This window comes from Caulobacter ginsengisoli (assembly GCF_030814835.1).
Taxonomy (GTDB): Bacteria; Pseudomonadota; Alphaproteobacteria; order Caulobacterales; family Caulobacteraceae; genus Caulobacter; species Caulobacter ginsengisoli.
In genome coordinates this window covers 73,293-92,473 of the sequence record NZ_JAUSVS010000005.1, presented here as the reverse complement: position 1 = coordinate 92,473, position 19,181 = coordinate 73,293, and the positions used below count along the sequence as shown (strand labels likewise).

Annotated in this window: 16 protein-coding genes; 7 read left to right on the top strand and 9 right to left on the bottom strand. The window is 69.8% G+C overall.

Translation table 11 applies throughout. The annotated features are described in order from the left end of the window. Window positions 1-31 precede the first annotated feature (31 nt). Together QO010_RS13635 and QO010_RS13630 are read right to left on the bottom strand one after the other, a co-directional pair. Window positions 32-472 (bottom strand): ester cyclase, encoded by a 441-nt coding sequence (locus tag QO010_RS13635; RefSeq protein WP_307349971.1) that lies wholly within the window; start codon window positions 470-472, stop codon window positions 32-34. A 69-nt stretch (window positions 473-541) separates the two neighbouring features. Continuing rightward, window positions 542-2,470: an esterase/lipase family protein gene (locus tag QO010_RS13630; protein ID WP_307349969.1), complete on the bottom strand. Its 1,929-nt coding sequence runs from the start codon at window positions 2,468-2,470 to the stop codon at window positions 542-544. 191 nt (window positions 2,471-2,661) lie between these two features. Between QO010_RS13630 and QO010_RS13625 the strand changes: the two genes are divergently transcribed. Further along, a complete protein-coding gene (locus tag QO010_RS13625) occupies window positions 2,662-4,266 on the top strand; it encodes an acyl-CoA synthetase (RefSeq protein WP_307349968.1) in 1,605 nt (534 codons plus the stop codon). On the opposite strand, the gene QO010_RS13620 is transcribed toward QO010_RS13625, so the two are convergent. After that, a complete protein-coding gene (locus tag QO010_RS13620; RefSeq protein WP_307349967.1) occupies window positions 4,263-4,748 on the bottom strand; it encodes a hypothetical protein in 486 nt (161 codons plus the stop codon). The two genes, QO010_RS13625 and QO010_RS13620, sit on opposite strands and share 4 nt — an antisense overlap. A 107-nt stretch (window positions 4,749-4,855) precedes the next feature. Between QO010_RS13620 and QO010_RS13615 the strand changes: the two genes are divergently transcribed. Continuing rightward, the gene (locus QO010_RS13615; protein WP_307349965.1) at window positions 4,856-5,329 is read left to right on the top strand and encodes a VOC family protein; all 474 of its coding nucleotides are present in this window, start codon (window positions 4,856-4,858) and stop codon (window positions 5,327-5,329) included. Window positions 5,330-5,559: 230 nt separating this feature from the next. On the opposite strand, the gene QO010_RS13610 is transcribed toward QO010_RS13615, so the two are convergent. Continuing rightward, the gene (locus QO010_RS13610) at window positions 5,560-6,627 is read right to left on the bottom strand and encodes a beta-N-acetylglucosaminidase domain-containing protein (RefSeq protein WP_307349963.1); all 1,068 of its coding nucleotides are present in this window, start codon (window positions 6,625-6,627) and stop codon (window positions 5,560-5,562) included. A 310-nt stretch (window positions 6,628-6,937) separates the two neighbouring features. Between QO010_RS13610 and QO010_RS13605 the strand changes: the two genes are divergently transcribed. From QO010_RS13605 to QO010_RS13585, 5 genes are all read left to right on the top strand, one after another. Beyond that, window positions 6,938-7,798, top strand: coding sequence for an alpha/beta fold hydrolase (locus QO010_RS13605; protein WP_307349960.1), 861 nt, complete (start codon window positions 6,938-6,940; stop codon window positions 7,796-7,798). After that, complete coding sequence (locus QO010_RS13600) at window positions 7,795-10,257, top strand: hypothetical protein (protein WP_307349959.1); 2,463 nt, start codon at window positions 7,795-7,797, stop codon at window positions 10,255-10,257. The genes QO010_RS13605 and QO010_RS13600 overlap by 4 nt, the downstream gene beginning before the upstream one ends. Next, window positions 10,254-11,228: a protein-L-isoaspartate O-methyltransferase family protein gene (locus QO010_RS13595; protein ID WP_307349957.1), complete on the top strand. Its 975-nt coding sequence runs from the start codon at window positions 10,254-10,256 to the stop codon at window positions 11,226-11,228. Before QO010_RS13600 ends, QO010_RS13595 begins: the two co-directional genes overlap by 4 nt. 290 nt (window positions 11,229-11,518) lie before the next feature. Beyond that, window positions 11,519-12,793: a dicarboxylate/amino acid:cation symporter gene (locus QO010_RS13590; RefSeq protein WP_307349956.1), complete on the top strand. Its 1,275-nt coding sequence runs from the start codon at window positions 11,519-11,521 to the stop codon at window positions 12,791-12,793. 64 nt (window positions 12,794-12,857) lie between these two features. Continuing rightward, entirely contained in the window at window positions 12,858-13,598 is a 741-nt protein-coding gene (locus tag QO010_RS13585; RefSeq protein WP_307349954.1) for an OmpA family protein, read from the top strand. Here the strand turns inward: QO010_RS13585 and QO010_RS13580 are convergent. From QO010_RS13580 to QO010_RS13560, 5 genes are all read right to left on the bottom strand, one after another. Next, entirely contained in the window at window positions 13,595-14,797 is a 1,203-nt protein-coding gene (locus tag QO010_RS13580) for a serine hydrolase (protein ID WP_307349952.1), read from the bottom strand. The two genes, QO010_RS13585 and QO010_RS13580, sit on opposite strands and share 4 nt — an antisense overlap. A gap of 158 nt (window positions 14,798-14,955) precedes the next feature. After that, on the bottom strand, window positions 14,956-15,966 hold the full coding sequence (locus QO010_RS13575; RefSeq protein ID WP_307349950.1) for an NAD-dependent epimerase: 1,011 nt from the start codon (window positions 15,964-15,966) through the stop codon (window positions 14,956-14,958). 11 nt (window positions 15,967-15,977) lie between these two features. Continuing rightward, a complete protein-coding gene (locus QO010_RS13570) occupies window positions 15,978-17,252 on the bottom strand; it encodes a nucleotide sugar dehydrogenase (protein WP_307349947.1) in 1,275 nt (424 codons plus the stop codon). Window positions 17,253-17,259: 7 nt separating this feature from the next. Beyond that, on the bottom strand, window positions 17,260-18,504 hold the full coding sequence (locus QO010_RS13565; RefSeq protein ID WP_307349946.1) for an O-antigen ligase family protein: 1,245 nt from the start codon (window positions 18,502-18,504) through the stop codon (window positions 17,260-17,262). Between the two features lie 192 nt (window positions 18,505-18,696). Then, window positions 18,697-19,140 (bottom strand): hypothetical protein, encoded by a 444-nt coding sequence (locus tag QO010_RS13560; protein ID WP_307349945.1) that lies wholly within the window; start codon window positions 19,138-19,140, stop codon window positions 18,697-18,699. Between the last annotated feature and the right edge of the window lie 41 nt (window positions 19,141-19,181).

The following is a 19,181-nucleotide window of genomic DNA, read 5'->3' as shown; positions in this document are numbered from 1 at the left end:
CCGGCCCAAGTCAACGCATCGCCAGGAACCGTCACGCCAACCCCAACGCCCTAACCACCGCCCCTTGATCGAAATACGGCCGTTCGCACACGATCCTGTCCGTCCCCGGCTCGAACTCGAACGTCGCCGCCATCCGCACCTTGAAGGCCTTCCCCGTCGGCTCCACCGTCCGGTCGGCCAGCCGCAACGGCCCCAGGTGCGTGCCCGTCAGCCAGAACTCCACCAGCACCGTGTCGCCCGTCGCGGCGATGGCGATGACCTCGTTGCCCTGGTCGGGGAAGGGGGTGCGGCTGGCGGCGAAGTAGGCGCGGACGGCAGCCTCGCCGTCGAAGACCTGGCCGCCGCCGTGCATCTCGTAGCGGGGGTGGGCGAAGGTGGCGATCACCGCGTCCCAGTCGTGGACGACCTCGAGATGCATGTGGTCGCGCACGACCTGGATACGGGCGGCGTTCAGAGTGTCTTCGGCGGTCACGGTCGCTCCCCTTGGCTGACCGGAAGGGTAGCGACCGGGCCGCGTTTCACAAGGCCGAACGCCCCGTCCCTAGGGCGCGCCCAGCAGCTGCCTGAACCAGGCGGTGATGGCCGGGGTCAGGCTGGCGTGGGCGGTGTTGCCGCTGGAGGTCAGGATGGCCTTGAACGGGGTGTCCTTGGCCGGCGGGGCCTTCATGTAGAGGTCGTCGATGATGCGCACGGCCAGGGCGCTGAGGGTGGGGACGAAACAGGTGGTCCCGGCCTGCAGGTCCTTGCTGGTCCAGCCTCCGTCGGCGAAGGCCTTGACGAAGCCGTAGGAGCCGCCCGGGCAGGTGTCCCAGGGCAGGGTGCGGCTGGTCACCGCCCGCCAATTCAGCTTGCCCACCCGCGAAATCCACAGGATCTCGAAGCCGTCGTCCTTCCAGGTGGGGAAGTTGGGCGCGGCCCGCAGGACGGCGCTGGCCTTCCATTCGGGGCCACTGCGCCGCTCGCAACTCAACATCAGGTCCTGGGCCTTGAGCTCGGTCTTGCCGTCGTCCTTCATCTGGCCCTTGCCCTCGCCATCGCCGTTGACGGCGGCATAGAGCTCGGTCTGCTTGGGCCAGCCGCCCAGCAGCCGGAACTCCTGCTGCAGGTCGTTGAAGGCCTTGTCGGGCAGCGGTTCGCGCTGGTCGCCCCAGCCGGAGCGGTATTTCTGGCGCAGCATCTGGCGCGCGCCGGGGGAATCCAGCACCTCGTCGCGCCGGCGGCGGGCCTCCTCGATCTTGTCGGCCAGGAAGTCCAGCGCGTACTGCACCGCCATGGGCACCACCGCCCCCATGAACGGACTGTCCAGGAACAGGGCCTTGGCGATGTTGGGGCCGGGCTCCTCGGCCTCCAGAACCAGCAGGGCGTAGCGGGCGACCAGGCCGCCCATCGAGCCGGTGACGATGACGCCGGGCTGGTCCTTGCCGGGGCGGCGGTTGATCAGCCGGATGCCGTTGGCGACCATGTCGGCATTGGCCTGGATCGGAGCCCGCGAATTGCCGAACTCGACGATGACGATGTCCCAGCCGGCCTTGCGGCACTCCTCCAGCAGGTCGCCGATCGGATCGTCGGCCAGGAAGTCCTCGGCCCGGGCGTCCCAGAAGGCCATCGGCCCGGCCCCGCCGAGCTGGGTGGTTCCGGTGTCGAAGCCCGTCCACATGAACAGCGGCCGCTTGATCGCCGTGCGGCCCGGGGCCAGGTAGACCTTCATCGTTCCCTTGACCCGGGTCTCGCCCCAGGTCCCCTCGATCGGGATGGGGGGCTCGCTGGGGGGCGGCAGGCCCACCGCCTTGACGGTCAGGGTCGAGCGGGTGACCGCTTCCCCGCCCGCATGGCGGCAGGTCAGGGTCAGGGTCTTCTCGCCCGGCTGGTCGTAGGCCGCCGCCAGCCGCCCGTCCGGCCCGACGGGCCGCGGCCCCTGGCCGTCGCCGGGGTCGAAGATCAGGTCCGAGAGCGCCGCCCCGGTGTTGCTGAACCGCCAGGCCGGATCGAAGCTGAACACCACCTCGGCCCCGTCCGGGACCAGGCCGACCAGGGGCCGGCCGAAGGTCACGCGGCGGGTCTCCAGCACGCGGGCCGGGTCGATGTCGGCAAGGTCGAGGGTCCCCTCGCGGCGGGCCCCGGCCAGGAATCGCTTGATCGCCGCGGCGCTGACCGCCTGAAAGTCGCAGTCGACCAGCATGACCGGAACCTCACCCGCCCGCACCGCGTCGGCGGCAGCGGCGCGCAGGGCGTCGGTCTCGGGCGGCGGCGCGCCGTGACGGGTGCAGAGCCGAAGTTCGAACAGCACCTGGAACAGCTCGTCCAGCCCCAGGTCCAGCGGCTCGCGCCGGCCGAATTTCGGGTCGTCCAGGGTGTGGAGCAGCGGGTTGTAGACGATGCCGGACGGCGCATCCGCCGGGCTGAGGGCGGCGATGGCCGCCGCGATGCGGTCTGCTTCGGTGTGGGCGATTTCGGTGAGCAACGGGTCCATGGGCGCCTCCTCGGGATTTGGGCGGCTCTCCATATATGCTGGAATCGGCGCCTGATCTCGCGGAACGATAGAATTGAAGCCTCCAATTTTCCGCATGCCGGGCGGCCGCGACCCCTTGCCTGTGTTCGTGCGCCGTCGGACCTTGTCGGCAACGACAAGCCGCTCAAGCGGCGTCCGCCCGGGAGCCGCGCATGGACTGGAATTTCGGCGACATACTCGACACCGTGGCCGCCGCCGTGCCGCCGGACGCCCCGGCCTTCATCCATGGCGACCGCGTCATCAGCTGGGGCGAGTCCGACGCGATGAGCAACAGCCTGGCCCGCGCCCTGATCGCGCGCGGCTCCAAGCCCGGCGACAAGCTGGCCATCTATATGCGCAACGCCCCGGAATACCTGATTGCGCTCGCGGCGGCGTTCAAGGCGCGGCTGACCCATGTCAACGTCAACTACCGCTACACGCCCGAGGAGGTCTGGTACATCTTCGACAACGCCGACGCCCAGACGGTGGTCTATTCAGCGGAGTTCCGCCCCGCCGTCGAGGCGATCCGCGCGCGCCTGCCGGGGGTGAAGACCTGGGTCGAGGTCGGCGAGCCCGGGGCGCCGGTCGCCCCCTTCGCCGAAGCCTTCGACACATTGGCCCGCGAGGGTAACGGCGGGCCGCTGGGCATCGAGCGGTCGGGCGAGGACGAGTTCTTCATCTATACCGGCGGCACCACCGGCATGCCCAAGGGGGTGATCTGGGCCCACCAGGACCTGCGCGAGATCACCCTGCAGGCGGCCCGCAAGCTCGGACCCGTGCCGGAAGACCATGCCCAGCTGGACGCGGCGATCCGCGCCATGGGGCCGGGCGGGCGGCTGCTGCCGGCCCCGCCGCTGATGCACGGCACGGGCCTCTTGACCAGCATGGGGGCGATGTTCTCCGGCGGCTGCGTAGTCACCCTGCCCGGCGCGGCCTTCGACGCCGAGGAGCTGCTGGACGCCATAGACGCCCACAGGCCCGCCACCCTGGTCATCGTCGGCGACAGCTTCGGCAAGCCGATCCTGCAGGCCCTGGACGCCCATCCCGGCCGCTGGGACGTCTCCTCCATCGTCGCCATCATCTCCTCGGGGGTGATGTGGAGCGTCGAGGTCAAGCGCGGCATGCTCGAGCATATGCCGGGCGCCATGCTGAGCGACGGCTTCTCCTCGTCCGAGGCCCTGGGCATGGGGACCTCGGTGATGGCCAAGGGCCTGGAGGTGCAGACCGCCAAGTTCATGCTGGGCGAGCGCTGCCGCGTCTTCGACGAGAACGACCAGCCGGTCCTGCCCGGCTCGGGCGTCGCCGGCATCGTCGCCATCGGCCCGCCCAACCCCATCGGCTACTACAAAGACCAGGCCAAGAGCGACCGCACCTTCCGGGTCATCGATGGGGTGCGCTACTCCATCCCCGGCGACTGGTGCCTGGTCGAGACCGACGGCAGCCTGACCCTGCTGGGCCGGGGCAGCGCCTGCATCAACACCGCCGGCGAAAAGGTCTTCCCCGAAGAGGTCGAGGAGGCCCTGAAGACCCACCCCTCGGTCGAGGACGCCCTGGTGGTCGGCCTGCCCGACGAGAAGTGGGGCCAGGCGGTGACCGGCGTGGTGCGGTTGACCGAAGGGCATGACCTGGACGAGCCGGGGCTGAAGGCCCATGTCCGCGCCAGCCTGGCCGGCTACAAGACCCCCAAGCGGGTCGTGGCGACGGACGTGTCGCTGCGGGCGGCTAACGGCAAGGCCGACTATCCGGCGGCCAGGGCGGCGGCGGAGGCGGGGGTCTAGTCGAAGCTGCGGCTGGCGGCGTCGGCGCGAACGGCGGGGACGCCCACATAGAGCTCGTCCGGCGGGTCGCTTTCCCCGCAGGCGGTCTTCAGGGCCAACTCATTGACGCTCTTGGGTTCGATCGTCTCCCAGTCGTCGGGGCCTTTCCGCCCAATAATGGCGTCGGCGGCGTCCAGGACGATCCCGCCCTCCCAACGGTGCATCCGCGTGCGGCAGTCGAAGGTCATCTGGAACAGCATCAGGAAGCCCTTGTGTCCGGCGACCGAATCGTCGGCGCGGGCCACGGTGGCCGTCCACAGGGTGATGCGGCTATCGACCGGGGCCGTCTTGGGCAGTTCGACATAGCCCTGCGCCGGCAGGGCGCCGGTCATGGTGCTCATGAACACGAAGACCGTATCCTCCGGCGGACCGCCGGCCGGCGCGGCGGCGGCCATGGCGGGGAACAGCAACAGGGCGGCGAAAAGAGCGAAAAGCCGTTTCATGCCGCCACTATGAAGATCGGTGCGCGTTCGAACCAGAGGCGATGTTGCAGCGCCGTGTCGGATTGCCGGACGCCGATGCGTCCCTAGGGGCAGATAAGGAGCCAACCATGCCGCAAATCCATACCTGCCTGTGGTTCGACACCCAGGCGCTGGAGGCCGCGCAGTTCTACTGCTCAGTCTTCCCCAACTCGAAAATCCTCACCACCCTGCACTATGACGAAAACGCCCCGGGCAAGGCCGGTTCGGTCCTGCTGGTCGAGTTCGAGTTGGACGGCCGCAAGGTCTCGGGCCTGAACGGCGGGCCGGAATTCCCCCAGACCGAGGCGGTGAGCTTCGTCGTCGAGTGCGACGGCCAGGGCCAGGTCGACCGCTACTGGGACGCCCTGCAGGCCGGCGGCGGCAAGGAATCGCAATGCGGCTGGTTGAAGGACCGCTACGGCGTCTCCTGGCAGATCGTGCCCAGGCGTTTAATGGAACTGCACCAGGACCCCGACCCCGCGCGCCGGCGGCGGGTCATGGCGGCGATGATGCAGATGGTGAAGCTGGACGTGGCCGATTTGGAAGCGGCGGCGGAGGGCTAGGCGCCACAACTCCGCCTCCGGAGGGGGCGGACGGCCCGCCCGAGGCGCGCCTGCAGCGCGCCCGTGGCCGGCCAGGTGGGGGTGTTCGGGCAGGGGCTGGGACTGACCGGCTTCGACAGGGCGGATTGCAAAGCGCCCGAGCGTCACAAGCCAATACCGCGCTCTTGCCCGAAGACCCCCACCGGACCGCGCTCTGGCGCGGTCGTCCTCCCCTACGGGTGAGGAGTTGGCTACTGCCCCTCCATCTCCTCCCGCGTGATGCGGTAGCCCTCGTCCAGCCAGGCGACCACCTCGGCCGCCGCCGGATGGTCGAAGGCGGCATACTGCGCACGCAGCTTCGCCCGGGCCTCGGCGTCGAGCGTGTCGAGGCCGCCGTCCTGGAAGGCGAGGATGTGGCGTTGCAGCAGGTCGGCCAGGGCCGGGCCGGCGACGGCCTCGGCGGCCCTCCTCCAGGCGTGGGTGTAGCCGTAGGCCGCTCCTTGCGCGTAGGCGTCGGCCAGGGTCAGGGCGGGGATCAGCGACAGGGTCGGCTGCAGGGCCGGGTTGACGGCGTGGCCGCTGATCCGGCCGGCGTTGGCGGCGGGCCGGCCGGTGAAGGCGCGCAGATGCAGGTGGCGGCTCATGCGCGGCCCGTCATTGACCGGCCAGTTGTCCCACAGCAGCGGCGGACGGCTGAGCTGCTGCGCGACGCGGTCGAGATGGCCGGGGGCCAGTTCACGGGAACAGACCTCCTCGCCCGTCCAGAAGATGGCGATGGCGGGGTCGAGGGTCTGGCCCAGGGTTTCCAGATAGCGCTCGGGCCGGGTGCCAAAGAACCGGTCGAGCACCGGATCGTCGCTGTAATAGGTCGGGCAGAGGGTCAGCCGGCGGGCGGCGGTGCGCTCGGCGATCCAGTGCAGGATGCGAACCTGCGAGGCGGCGAGGTCCGGGGTGTCGCCGCGCATGTCGTCGAACAGGATGGCCAGCTCGACGACGCCGAGGCTGTCGAGATGGGCCAGCTTGGCGGCCAGGGCCTGCTGGGCCGCCGTGTCGAAGTCGCGGTAGATCTCGTAGGGGCTCAAACCCACCCCGAAAGCGACCCCTGCCCCGGCGCAATGGCGGGCGAAGGCGGCGATGCTTTCGGCCTCGGCGTCCGGATGCGGCTCGGCCCAGCGGCGGCGCAGATAGGGGTCGGCCTTGGGGGCGTAAAGGTAGAATCGGTAGCCGGCGGGGGCGAGGGTATCGACTACCTTGACGCGGTCGGCCCAGGACCAGGGGCGGCCGTAGTAGCCTTCGATGATGCCGAGGGGTGGTGTCATGAGCCGAGTAGAACCTGGATAGATCGCCGCTCATAGCCCCCCACACCCGATGTCCCTGGCGAAAGCCAGGGCCCATACGGCCTGAGCAGGACTAGGCGCCGCGCCACATCCGCCACTCACGCTTGGGCCCTGGCCTTCGCCAGGGATTTCGGGAAAAGGAGGATGGTGCGGAGGCGTCCGGCGCGCCCAAAAGTCGCGACCCCGCGAAAAGCGCCATGGTTAAGCCCTCTCTGAGGTGAAAAATATCGACGGTCGGCCACGCAGTCGATCAAATGGGGACATGGGGGCCGTGGCCGAGTTGAGAGCGCGCGTGACCGCGGGGCTGGCTGTCGCCGCTCTCGTGTTCGGCTGTCTGCTGGCCAGCGCGGCCGATGCGGCCCAAAGCCGGTTCTTCACCGCCAGCGACGGGACCCGCCTGCACTATCTGGAAGCCGGCCCGGCGACCGCCAACACCATCGTCTTCGTCCCCGGCTGGACCATGCCGGCCTGGATCTGGCAGCCGCAGATCGACGCCCTGTCAGCCCGCTACCACGTCATCGCCTTCGACCCCCGCGGCCAGGGGCAGTCGCAGATCGCCGCCGCCGGCTATGAACCCGACCGCCGCGGCCGCGACCTCGAGGACCTGATCGAAACCCAGGGCGGCCAGCCCGTGCTGCTGGTCGGCTGGTCGCTGGGCGTGCTGGACGCCCTCTCCTATGTCGCCCAGTGCGGCGATGCGCGGATCGCCGGGCTGGTTCTGGTCGACAACAGCATCGGCGAGAACCCGCCGCCCATCCCCGGCCCGCCCCGCCCGCGCCCCAAGGCGCCCAAGCCGCCGCGCGAAGAGGCCCGGGCGGCCTTCGTGAAGGGCATGTTCCACCGCCAGCAGAGCCCCGACTATCTCGAGCGCCTGACCCGCGCCTCGCTGCAGCTGCCCGAACCCCAGGCCCGCGCCCTGCTCGCCTACGCCAAGCCGCGCAGCTACTGGCGCGACGCGGTCTATTCGACCAAAAAGCCGGTCCTCTACGTGATCCGTCCCCGCTGGCAGGGCCAGGCGGCCAACCTGCTGGCCCGCCACGCCGACGCCGAGAGCGTGCTGTTCGAGACCGCCGGCCACGCCCTCTTCGTCGACGAGCCGCAGCGGTTCAACGCCGTGCTGACCGACTTCATCGGCCGGAAGGTCTGGCCATGAAGCGTGAAGCCCGCAACAGCCTCATCCCCCTCTTCCTGGTCTCGGCCGGGGCCGTCGGCTTCGAGAGCGCCCTCACCCGCTATTTCGCCGTCGCGAAATGGTCGGAGTATGGCTACTGGGTCATCTCCATCGTCATGGTCGGGTTCGCCCTGAGCGGCGTGGTCATGGCGCTGCTGCGCGACCCGCTGGCCCGGATCGGCCCGACCTTGAGAGCCATCCTGCCGGCCCTGATGACCCTGGCGGCGGCGGGCGGCTACTACCTGACCACCCAGAACCCGTTCAATCCGCTGGAGCTGCAGAACCCCGCCACCTGGCTCCCGCAGCTGGGCAACATCGCCCTCTACTACGCCTGGCTGCTGCCCTTCTATTTCCTGACCGGCCTCTACATCTCCCTGACCTTCGTGATGAACGCCAGTCAGATTGGGCGAGTGTATGGCTACGACCTGCTGGGGGCCGGGGCGGGGGCGGCCCTGGCGCTGGGCCTGATGTTCCTGGTCCATCCCTACTACCTCGTCCCCATCCTGATCGCCCTCCTGGCCCTGGCGGCGGTGTTCCAGAGCGGTGAGAAGCGCTGGCTGGGCATCCTCCTGGCCCTGGCGGCGATCCTGGTCGGCGAGTCCTGGCTGACCTTCGGCAACCCCCCTGTGGTCAACCAGTTCAAGGCCGTCTACGCCCCCAGCCAGACCCCGGGCGCCCAGGTGCTGGATACGGTCAGGTCGCCGCGCGGCTACTACCAGCTGCTGGATGACTTCACCGAGCGGGTCGACACCGATGTTTCCAACAACGCCGGCCTGATGGGCCTGGCCGGGCCGCCCAAGACCTTCGGCCTCTATCGCGACGGCAACCGCATCTCGGCCATCGCCAGGCCCGGGGACCTCGACGCCCGCTACGCCCCCGCCGCCATGTCGGCCGCGCCCTGGCTGATGAAGCCCAATGCCCGGGGCCTGCTGATCGGCGCCTCGGGCGGCTACCGCGCCGCCGAGGCCCTGGCCCTGGGGGCCGCCCATGTCGATGTGGTCGAGCCCGAGCCGGTGATCCGCCGGGCCATGATCGATGGCCTGGACCGGGCCAGCCGCCTGGCTCCCGACGAGCGGGTGTCGATCCTCAACATCGGCCCGGTCGCCGCCGCCCGCACCGGCCGCTACGACATCATCGACATCGCCCCCGACTTCATGGACGCGGGGCCCGCCAACGAGACCGCCTTCGCCGCCGAGACCATCGCCGCCGACCTTCGCGCCCTGAAGGAAGACGGCATCGTCTCCATCCCGATCTCGATCCGCGACTTCCCGGTCTACGCCCTGCGCATGCTGGCCACGGTGCGCGAGGGGCTGAAACAGTCCGGCGCCGCCGATCCTTCCGCCCATGTGGTGGTCTACCGCTCGGCCTGGAGCGTGCGGATCCTGCTGTCGAAGTCGCCCTGGGATCCGGCGCGGCTGGCGGCGCTGAAGACCTTCTGCGACCAGCGCAGCTTCGACATGAGCTACTATCCCGGCATCGATGTCGTGGCCCTGCGCTCCAGCCTCTACAACGACCTGCCCCAGGTCAGCTTCGATAGCGGCGAGATCGTCAGCCAGGGCCCCGACGACGCCATCGCCGACGAGGCGGCCGCCGTGCTGCGCGGCGAGGCCGTGCCCAGCGGTTCCGCCTTCAACCTCAGCCCCGTCACCCTGGACCGCCCGGCCTTCCATGCGGTGCTGAAGCTGGACCATGTCGACACCCTGATCCGCCGGATCGAGATTCTGCCCCAGGCCGAGATCGGCGCCCTGGTGAACCTGGCCGTGCTGGCCCAGGCCATCCTGATCGCCCTGCTGGTGCTGGCCGTCCCGCTGTTCGCCCCACGCCAGGTTCGCCCCGAAAAGGGGACCGGCCGGGTCTGGCCCGTCGTCTATTTTCCGGCCCTGGGCCTGGGCTTCCTGTTCATCGAGATCTTCCTGATCGAGAAGGCCAGCTTCTTCCTCAACGACCGCACCAGCGCCTTCGCCCTGGTGCTGACCGGCATGCTGATCTTCTCGGGCCTGGGCAGCATGATCGCCGGGATGCTGACCCGCTGGCCCAAGCTGGCCACGGTCCTGGCGGCCGTGCTGGTCGCGGCCTGGTGCTTCGCGGCCTGGCGGTTCGGCCAGACCCTGCTCATGGACAGCCTGGACCTGCCCTTCGCCACCCGCGCCCTGCTGGTGCTGCTGGTCGCGGCCCCGCCCTCGCTGGCCCTGGGCCTGCCCTTCCCCATGGGCCTGAGCCGGGTCGGCGACAGCCCGGCCCTGCCCTGGGCCTGGGGACTGAACGGAGCCTTCAGCGTGGTCGCCACGCCCCTGGCCAACCTCATCGCCCGCGAGGCGGGCTTCTCCTGGCTGCTGATCGGGGCGGCCGGGCTCTACCTCATCGCCGCCCTGGCCCTGCCCGCGCTGAAGCGGACGGCCCGGGCGCGGAACGAAGATCCAGTTGAGAGGATGGCGGCATGATTACCCGACGCGGACTCGTCGCGACCGGCGGCGCTCTGGCGGCGGCTGGGGGACTGGCGGCCTGCGACCGGCTGACGGGCGGACAGCAACAGGCGGCGTCCAAGGACGTGGTCTCGGCGGCCGGCAAGGCGCCGGCCACGGCTCCTGCAGCGGCTCCGACTCCCGGCGCGCCCGCTCCGGCCTTCACCCCCAACCCGAACTGGACCAAGGACGCCTTCGAGGCCGCCATGGCCGCCTCGGGCCGGCCCACTCAGATCAGCCAGGCGGTGTTCGACGCCATCCAGGCCCGCAAGCCGGCCGCCCTGGCCACCATCGAGCGCTACCTGACCGCCCATTTCGGCGCGGCCGACCCGGGGGTGATGGCGGCCTTCCAGGCCATTCCACGCGAATATTATCACTACGCCTACGCCCAGAAGCAGTCGCAGGCCGCCCTGGCCTACGAGGCCAACGCCAAGCCCTGGCCGCTGGGTTTCGGCTCGGTGCTCAGCGACTATCTGGGCCAGGCCTACATGACCCAGCTGGCCGCCCCCAAGCCCGGCGAGACCACCCTGGAGATCGGCACCGGCAGCGGCTTCCAGAGCTCGCTGCTCTCGCGCATGGCCAGCCAGAGCTATTCCATCGAGATCATCGAGCCGATCGGCCGGGCGGTGGACCAGATCTGGAAGCCGCTGGGCTATGACAACATCCAGGGCCGGGTCGGCGACGGCTATTTCGGCTGGCCGGAGGTCAAGGAAGGCTTCGACATCATCATCGTCACCTGCGTGGCCCAGTACGCCCCGCCGGAACTGTTCCGCCAGCTCAAGCCCGGCGGCCGCCTGCTGATCCCCATCGGCCAGCCCTTCCGGCGCGGCCAGGTGCTCTACGTCTACACCAAGGACGCCGAGGGCAAGGTCCACAGCCGCCGGGACGTGGGGGTGTTCTTCATCCCGATGACCGGGGCGATGCAGAAGAATCCGCCGCCGACGGCGTAGGTTTCGCAAACAGCAGCCGGTTTGCTCTGCTCTCTCCTCACCCGTAGGGGGAGGTGGCCCGGAGGGCCGGAGGGGGGCCGTCACGCGGCACTTCGATTCCGGACTGACTGAGCCAGGGTTGGGGGCGTGCCTGAAGAGGATGTGCGGGTGGCGCTCCCCCCTCCGTCGCTCCGCGACACCTCCCCCTACGGGTGAGGAGAGAGCAGAGCCTCACCGCTTCATGTTCGACAGCCCTACCCTCCTGAGAAGGAGTTGCTAGGGTGACCGCGCAACCGCAGCGAGGCCGCCCCATGTTCCGATCCCCGACCAGCCGCGTGCTGGCCGCCCTGGCGCTGGGCCTGGCCCTGGGGGCCTGGGTCAAATACCTCGGCAATCCGGCGCTGACCGAGGCGGCCCTGGTCGGCAAGGCGATCGGCGGGCTGTGGCTGAACGCCCTGAAGATGACCATCGTGCCGCTGGTCTTCTCGCTGCTGGTCACCGGGGTGGCGGGTATGTCCGACGCGGCGGCCACCGGCCGGCTGGCCTTCCGGGCCGTGGTGCTGTTCACGGTGCTGATCCTGGCCGGGGCGGTCTACAGCATGGCCGCCACCAGCGGGATCATGGCCCTGTGGCCGGTCAATCCGGACAGCTTCGCGGCGCTCAAGGCGTCCCTGCCGACCGCCGCCCCCGTGGGCCAGGTGGCCGGAGCCGACATCACCCAGTTCCTGGCCTCGATCTCGCCCGGCAATCCGATCAAGGCCGCGGCCGAGGACGCCATCCTGCCGCTGGTGATCTTCGCCGGCTTCCTGGGCTTCGCCATCACCCGGCTGAAACCGGACTCGCGCGGCCCGTTGTTCAACCTCTTCCAGGCCATGGGCGAGGCCATGGTCGTCATCGTCCACTGGGTGCTGCTGGCGGCCCCGATCGGGGTGTTCGGCCTGTCGCTCGGCGTCGGCCTGGAGGCCGGGGTCGCGGCGGCCACGACCATCTTCCACTATGTGGCCGTGGTGATCCTGGTGCAGCTGGGCATCACCCTGGTCCCCTACGTCCTGATCGCGGTCTTCAAGCCCTACATGCTGGGCCGCTTCATCGCCGCCGTCGCCCCGGTCCAGGCCCTGGCGGTCTCGACCCAGTCCTCGCTGGCCTGCCTGCCGGCCATGCTGGACCAGGCGCGCGGGCCGCTGGGCGTCTCCAAGCGGGTGGCCGATCTGATCCTGCCCCTGGCGGTGGCCATCTTCCGGCTGACCAGCCCGGTGGCCAACCTGGCCGTGGTGTTCTTCCTGATCAATCTCTACGGCGTCCATCCGAGCCTCGGCCAGATGGCCGCCGCCGCCCTGGTGGCCCTGGCCGTGGCGGTGGGCTCGGTCGGCCTGCCCGGCCAGGTCAGCTTCATGGCCAGTGTCGGCCCGATCTGCCTGGCGCTGGGCGTGCCGGTCGAGCTGCTGGGCATCTTCCTGGCCGTCGAGGTGCTGCCCGACATCTTCCGCACCGTCGGCAACGTCACCGGCGACCTGGGGGTGACGGTGCTGCTGGCGGACCGCGAGGATATCGACGCTTCTCCGCACGAAGAAGCCGCCCTCGACTGAGAGGATGATTCCCCGCCCGTGAGTCGTTGGTTCCTTCGAGGGCATTCTCGAAGGAACCAGCGTCATGCGTCGCAGCAGCATTCTCTCCACTACCGCCCTGATCGGCGGCCTCTTCTGCGCCAGCCTCGGCCAGGCCCAGATCCTGGGCGGCGGCGGGGTGGTCGGCGGGGTGACGGGCGGGATCACCGGGCCGGTCACCGGCGGCGTCTCCGGCACGGTCGGCGGCCAGGTCTATGCGCCCAGCGTCCGTACGCCGCGTGTGCGGGTCCCTCGCGTCACCGCTCCGGTCAGCGTCCCGGCGACGGTCGACGTGCGCCGCCAGCGGGCCATCGTCGCCGCCGGGGTCACGCCCGTGCCGGTTGGCCAGACCGAGATCTACATGGACCGCCAGTACGAGGTGCTGCAGGGCGAACTGGTCGGCACGGGCGTCAACATCCGCCGCGAGGGCCAGGCCATCATCCTGGAGATGCCGGGCGACGTGACCTTCGCCTTCAACAAGGCCGGCATCCGGCCGCGCTTCGTGCCGGTGCTGAACGCGGTGGTGCGGATCCTGAACGACTATCCGGCCACCTTCGTCGATATCAGCGGCCACACCGATTCGATCGGCTCGGACGCCTACAACCAGGTGCTGTCCGAGCGGCGGGCCGACGCGGTGGCCGACTATCTGGCCCGCGGCCAGGCCATGCCGGTGCGGATGAACGTCATCGGCGAGGGCGAGCGCGAGCCGATCGCCAGCAACGCCACCATCGAAGGCCGCGCCGCCAACCGGCGGGTCGAGATCGTGCTGCGGGCGGTGGAGGGCTAGGCGGACCGGGTCTTGGCGGTCGCCCAGGTGTTGACCACCGCCCGGGTGACCGACTGCATCATCTCCAGGCGCGAGGGCACCGGCTGGCGCGTGCGGCGGATCATCACCGCCACCGAATAGACGTGGCCGTCGGGGGCGGTGATCAGGGCGATGTCGTTGATGCCGACGCTGGCCCCGCGCCAGTCCTGGCCGGTCCCGGTCTTGTGGGCGATATGCCAGCCGGCCGGCAGGCCGCCGCGCAGGCGGCGTGGGCCGGTGCGGGCGTCGGCCATGTCCTCGAGGATGACCTGGCTGGAGGCCGGCGACAGCAGTTGGCCGAGCTTGAGGCCGCTGAGGGCCCGCACGATGCCGACGGGCGTGGCGCCATCCAGCGGGTTGTTGAGATAGGCCGCCATGGCGATGTCGCGGATCTCGGGCTTGAGGCGGGCGCGGACCTGGTTGAAGGAGCCGTCGCCGTAGCTGTCCTTCCAGACCATGCCGGCGATGCGGGCCTGCAGATGCCGCTCCTCGGCCCCGACGGTGATGCCCTCCAGCCCCTTGCGCTCGATGACCTCGCGCACGGCGTCCGCCCCGCCGACCAGTCGCATCAGCTTGTCGTTGGCGGCGTTGTCGCTGGTGACCAGGGCCCGCCGCAGCAGGTCCTTGATCTTGATGGGATAGCCCTCGGGCGTGATGTTGGCGCTGACCGGCTGGAAGAAGACGCTGCGGTCGGCCTCGGTCAGCATGACGGTGTCTTCGAGCCGCACCCGGCCGGCGTCGACCGCGTCCATCACCGCGATGGCCACCCAGGTCTTGGAAACGCTCTGCTGCGGGAAGGGCTGGTCGCCGTTGACCTGGGCCACCCAGCCGGCCGAGACGTCGGAGACGGCGATGCCGACCGGCTCGCCGTAGGCCTCGACTATTTCGGCCAGCCGCGCCTGCAGGGCGGCGGGGGCGCCGGGGGCGTCGACCACCGGCTTGAGGCGATAGGCGGGCGCGACATTGGCCGGCGCGGCGGCGACCGCGATCGGCGTGGCCTTGGCCGATGAGGTGGCCTCATGGGCGGCCATGGCGCCGATGGCCGGGATGGCGGCGACCAGCAGGGCGATGCGCGAGATCTGCCAGGGGCCGCCGGCCTTGTGGCTGACATGCTCGAGCCCAAGGCCCGAGACCAGGGCCAGGGTTCCCACCAGATCGGACGCGGTCTGCAATACTCTCAAGGGCACTGTTACTGCTCCCGGGCCTTTTGCGCCTGAAGCGATCAAGGTTACCGGCGGATGGTGAAAAGGGTCTGAACAGGACCGAAGCGTTAGACTGCTTCGCCTGCGACAGAAAAGCCCGCTTTGCGGCGGGCCGATGGCCGGGTCTTCCGGCGCCTCTAAAGTACGCCGTTATAGCCCCGGTACCAGTCGACGAAGGCGGCGACGCCCTGCTCGACGCTGACCTGGGGCTTGTAGCCCACCGCCTGGGCCAGGTCGGTGACGTCGGCCTCGGTGTCGGGGACGTCGCCGGGCTGCAGGGGCAGCATCTCCATGATCGCCTTCCTGCCCAGGCAGTCCTCCAGCACCTCGATATAGCGCAGCAGTTCGACCTGCTGCTCGGCGCCGATGTTGAAGAGACGATAGGGGGCCGAGCTGGTGGCCGGGTCGGGCTGGGCCGCGTTCCAGTCGGGGTTCGGCGCCGGCGGCGTATCCAGCACCCGGATCACCCCTTCGACGATGTCGTCGACATAGGTGAAGCTGCGCTTGTGTTTGCCGTGGTTGAACACCTTGATCGGCTCGCCGGCCAGTATGGCCTTGGTGAACAGGAAAAGCGCCATGTCCGGCCGGCCCCAGGGGCCATAGACCGTGAAGAACCTCAGGCCCGTGCAGGGCAGGCCGTAGAGGTGGGCGTAGCTGTGCGCCATCATCTCGTTGGCCTTCTTGGTGGCCGCATAGAGGGTCAGGGGGTGCTCGGCGCTCTCATGCACCGTGAAGGGCATGGTGGTGTTGGCCCCGTAGACGCTGCTGGTCGAGGCAAAGACCAGGTGCTCGACCCCGTTGTGCCGGCAGCCCTCGATGATGTGCAGGAAGCCGGTGACGTTGCTGGACACATAGGCGTGCGGGTTGATCGCCGCGTAGCGGACGCCGGCCTGGGCGGCCAGGTTGATGACCCGCTGGGGTTTATGCTCGGCGAAGGCGGCCTCGATGCCGGCCCGGTCGGCCAGGTCGACGGTCAGGTGGGTGTAGTTCGGGTGATCGATCTGCCGCGCCAGGCGGGCGCGCTTCAGCTCGGGATCGTAGTAGTCGTTGAGGTTGTCGATCCCGACCACCTCATCGCCCCGCGCCAGCAGGCGCAGGGTCGTCGCCGAGCCGATAAAGCCGGCCGCGCCGGTGACCATCACTTTCATGGCTGGGTCTTCTACAGCCGACCGTCGACGCCGTCACGCGGCAGGGCCGACTTGACGTCATAGACCACCGCGCCAGGCCGCCCGAAGGCGCGAACGCCAGCCGCGCCCAGATCCAGGAAGCGGCGGTGCGCCACGGCCAGGATGACGATATCATAGGCGCCCAGGTGAGGCTCGGCGACCAGCTCGACGCCGTATTCGTGCCGGGCCTCGGCCGCGTCGACCCAGGGGTCGTGCAGGTCGACCTCGAAACCCATCCGGCCCAGCTCGCCGACCACGTCGACCACCCGGGTGTTGCGCAGATCCGGGCAGTTCTCCTTGAAGGCCAGGCCCAGGATCAGCACCCGCGCCCCCGGCCCGATGCCCGCCCCGGCCGCCAGGTCGCGGACCTGGCCGGCGACATAGCCGCCCATGCCGTCATTGATCCGCCGCCCGGCCAGGATGACCTCGGGATTGTGGCCGATCGCCTGGGCCTTGTGGGTCAGGTAGTAGGGATCGACCCCGATGCAGTGGCCGCCGACCAGGCCGGGCCGGAAGGGCAGGAAGTTCCACTTGGTGCCGGCTGCCTCCAGCACCTCCTGGGTGTCGATGCCCAGGCGGTTGCAGATCATCGCCACCTCGTTGATCAGGGCGATGTTGAGGTCGCGCTGGGTGTTCTCGATGACCTTGGCGGCCTCGGCCACCCGGATGGAGCTGGCCAGGTGGGTGCCGGCCGGGACGATGGCGGCGTAGAGGCTGTCGACGAAGGCGGCCGCCTCCGGGGTCGAGCCGCTGGTCACTTTCATGATGGTGGTCAGGCGATGCTGGCGGTCGCCCGGATTGGCCCGCTCGGGGCTGTAGCCGCAGAAGAAGTCGCGGTTGAAGGTCAGGCCCGAGACCTGCTCCAGAATCGGCACGCAGACCTCTTCGGTGCAGCCCGGATAGACGGTCGATTCGTAGACCACCACGTCGCCGGCCTTGAGCCAGGCCCCGATGGCCCGGCTGGCCGAGGAGATGGCCCCCAGGTCAGGCTCGCGGTTGGCGTCGATGGGGGTGGGGACGGTGACCACATAGACATTGCGATCGGCCAGGTCGGCCGGCGTGGCGCTGAGCTTGAGGCGGACGGCCGCGGCCAGCTCGGCGGCGTCGACCTCCAGGGTGCGGTCATGGCCGCGCTTCAGTTCGTCGATCCGGCCGGCGTCCAGGTCGTAGCCGACCGTGTCGTAGGCGCCGGCGAAGGCCACCGCCAGGGGCAGGCCGACATAGCCCAGGCCCACCACACAGATGCGGGCATCCTTCGGCGTCAGCATACGGCTTTCAGTTCCTGGCTAAGGTCGGATCCGTCATCCCTGTCGGGGGCGACGGAACCAGCATGGCGCAGGCCAGCGCGAAGACGCACATGATGGCCGGCGAGCGAAGGGGGTAGTCGAGAAAAGCGTGGGCGAGCAAGACCAGCGTCACCAGCCAGGCGCCGCGGGTCAGGGTGTCGCGCCCGCCGGCCTTGCGCCAGAGGGCCAGTCCCGAACGGCCCCACCAGATCAGAAAGCCGACCAGCAGGGCGACGACGGGGATGCCGCCCTCGAGAATGACTTCCAGCCAGTCGTCATGGGCGTGGTTGACATAGGTGTTCTGCATGACCGCCGGGGTCTCGAACATCTTGTAGACCGGCACGAAGGTCCCAAAGCCCGAGCCGAAGGGCATGTAGTCGCCCATGGCCCGCAGGATCACCCCGACGGCCTTGAAGCGCAGCTCGTCCGAGAAGCCGCCGGTCAGCCGTTCGGCCGCGCCGTTGAACACCACGAAGGCCAGGGCCAGCAGGGTGGCGGCGATCAGCCCGACGGCGATGAGGGTGGTGCGGCTCAGCTTGCGGTGCAGCCCCGCCCGCCAGGCCATGCCCGCCACCCCGACCGCGAGCGGCGCCAGCAGCAGCAGGCCGGAGCGCGACTGGGTGAGGCTGTCGCCGACCAGCAGGACCAGCAGTATGGCCAGGGCCCCGCCCAGCCGCCAGCGCGGCAGCGGCCGGGTCACCGCCGCATCGACCGCCAGGGCCGCGGCCACGGCCATCAGGGCGACCAGCAGCGAGGCCATGTGGTTGCGATTGGCGAAGAAGCCGACCGCCGGGTTGGGGTTGGTCACCTCATAGAAGCGCAGCGGGCTATGCTCGCCCTGGACGACCTGGACGACCCCGACCAGGACGCTGGCCAGACCCACCAGCAGCAGCAGCCACAGCAGCCGGGCGCGGTCTTGGGCCGACAGCTGCAGGGCGGCCACGAACATGGCGATGCCGGGCAGCAGGGCGATCAGGCTGTGCTGGGTGGCCTGGGGGCTGAGGGAGAGCGGCGCCCAGCCCGGGGTCAGCCCGGCCGCGACCAGGTCGGCGGCGATGGTGCCCCGGCCCGGCAGCAGGGTCCACAGGGCCGGCGGCAGGGACAGGAGCTGCAGCAGCCCCACGGCGATCAGGCCGCCGACCAGCCAGAGCGGGCCGCGCCAGAGTTCGGGGATGGGCTGGCCGCGCACGCGCCAGACCGAGAAGGCCAGCAGCGGCAGGGCGGCGAGCGCCACGATGTCAGAGGTTATCACCTCACGCCGAGTGGCGCCGCCCAGGAGCAGCGCCACCAGCAGGAAGAGAGATGTGAACAGAGGAAACAGTCGCGCGGAAAGGCCGCTAGTCTGGGGTTCCGCCACGGTCCTGATTCATCGCCTGTCGTGTTGCAGGATCAGCCGCCCCGGAAACCAGAGCGGCTGTCGCAGAACTCACGGGCTGGAGGGCGTTTCGTCGTCGCTGAGCGCGCTGCCGACCACAGCAACGGTCACCACACCGAAGCCGACCCAGAGCCACAGGCCCGTCGAGTCGTCCCAGATGTAACCCTTCTTGTTGTCGTCGTAGCCATCGGCCGCCGCGGCGCGGACGACGCCGGAGGACCCGCTGGCGCAGGGAGACGCGGCGCCGACCGTCGCCATCGAGCGGGAGCCCACGGAAACCTTGCAGCCGTCGGCATAGGTGACGCTGGCGCTGCCATCCATGGCCATCACGCGGTCGCCGGCCTTGAGCTTGGTCGAGGCCGTCACCGGCACGAAGCGGCCGTTTTGGTTGACAAGCACCGAGCCTTGAACCCCGGCCAACCGGACTTCACCGGCCATTGCCTGGCTCGAGAGCAGGAGGCCGATGGTGGCGGCCACGGCGATACGGCGGATCATGATCTACCCCTCAAAATTACACGCCCAGTGCGACGTTGCGC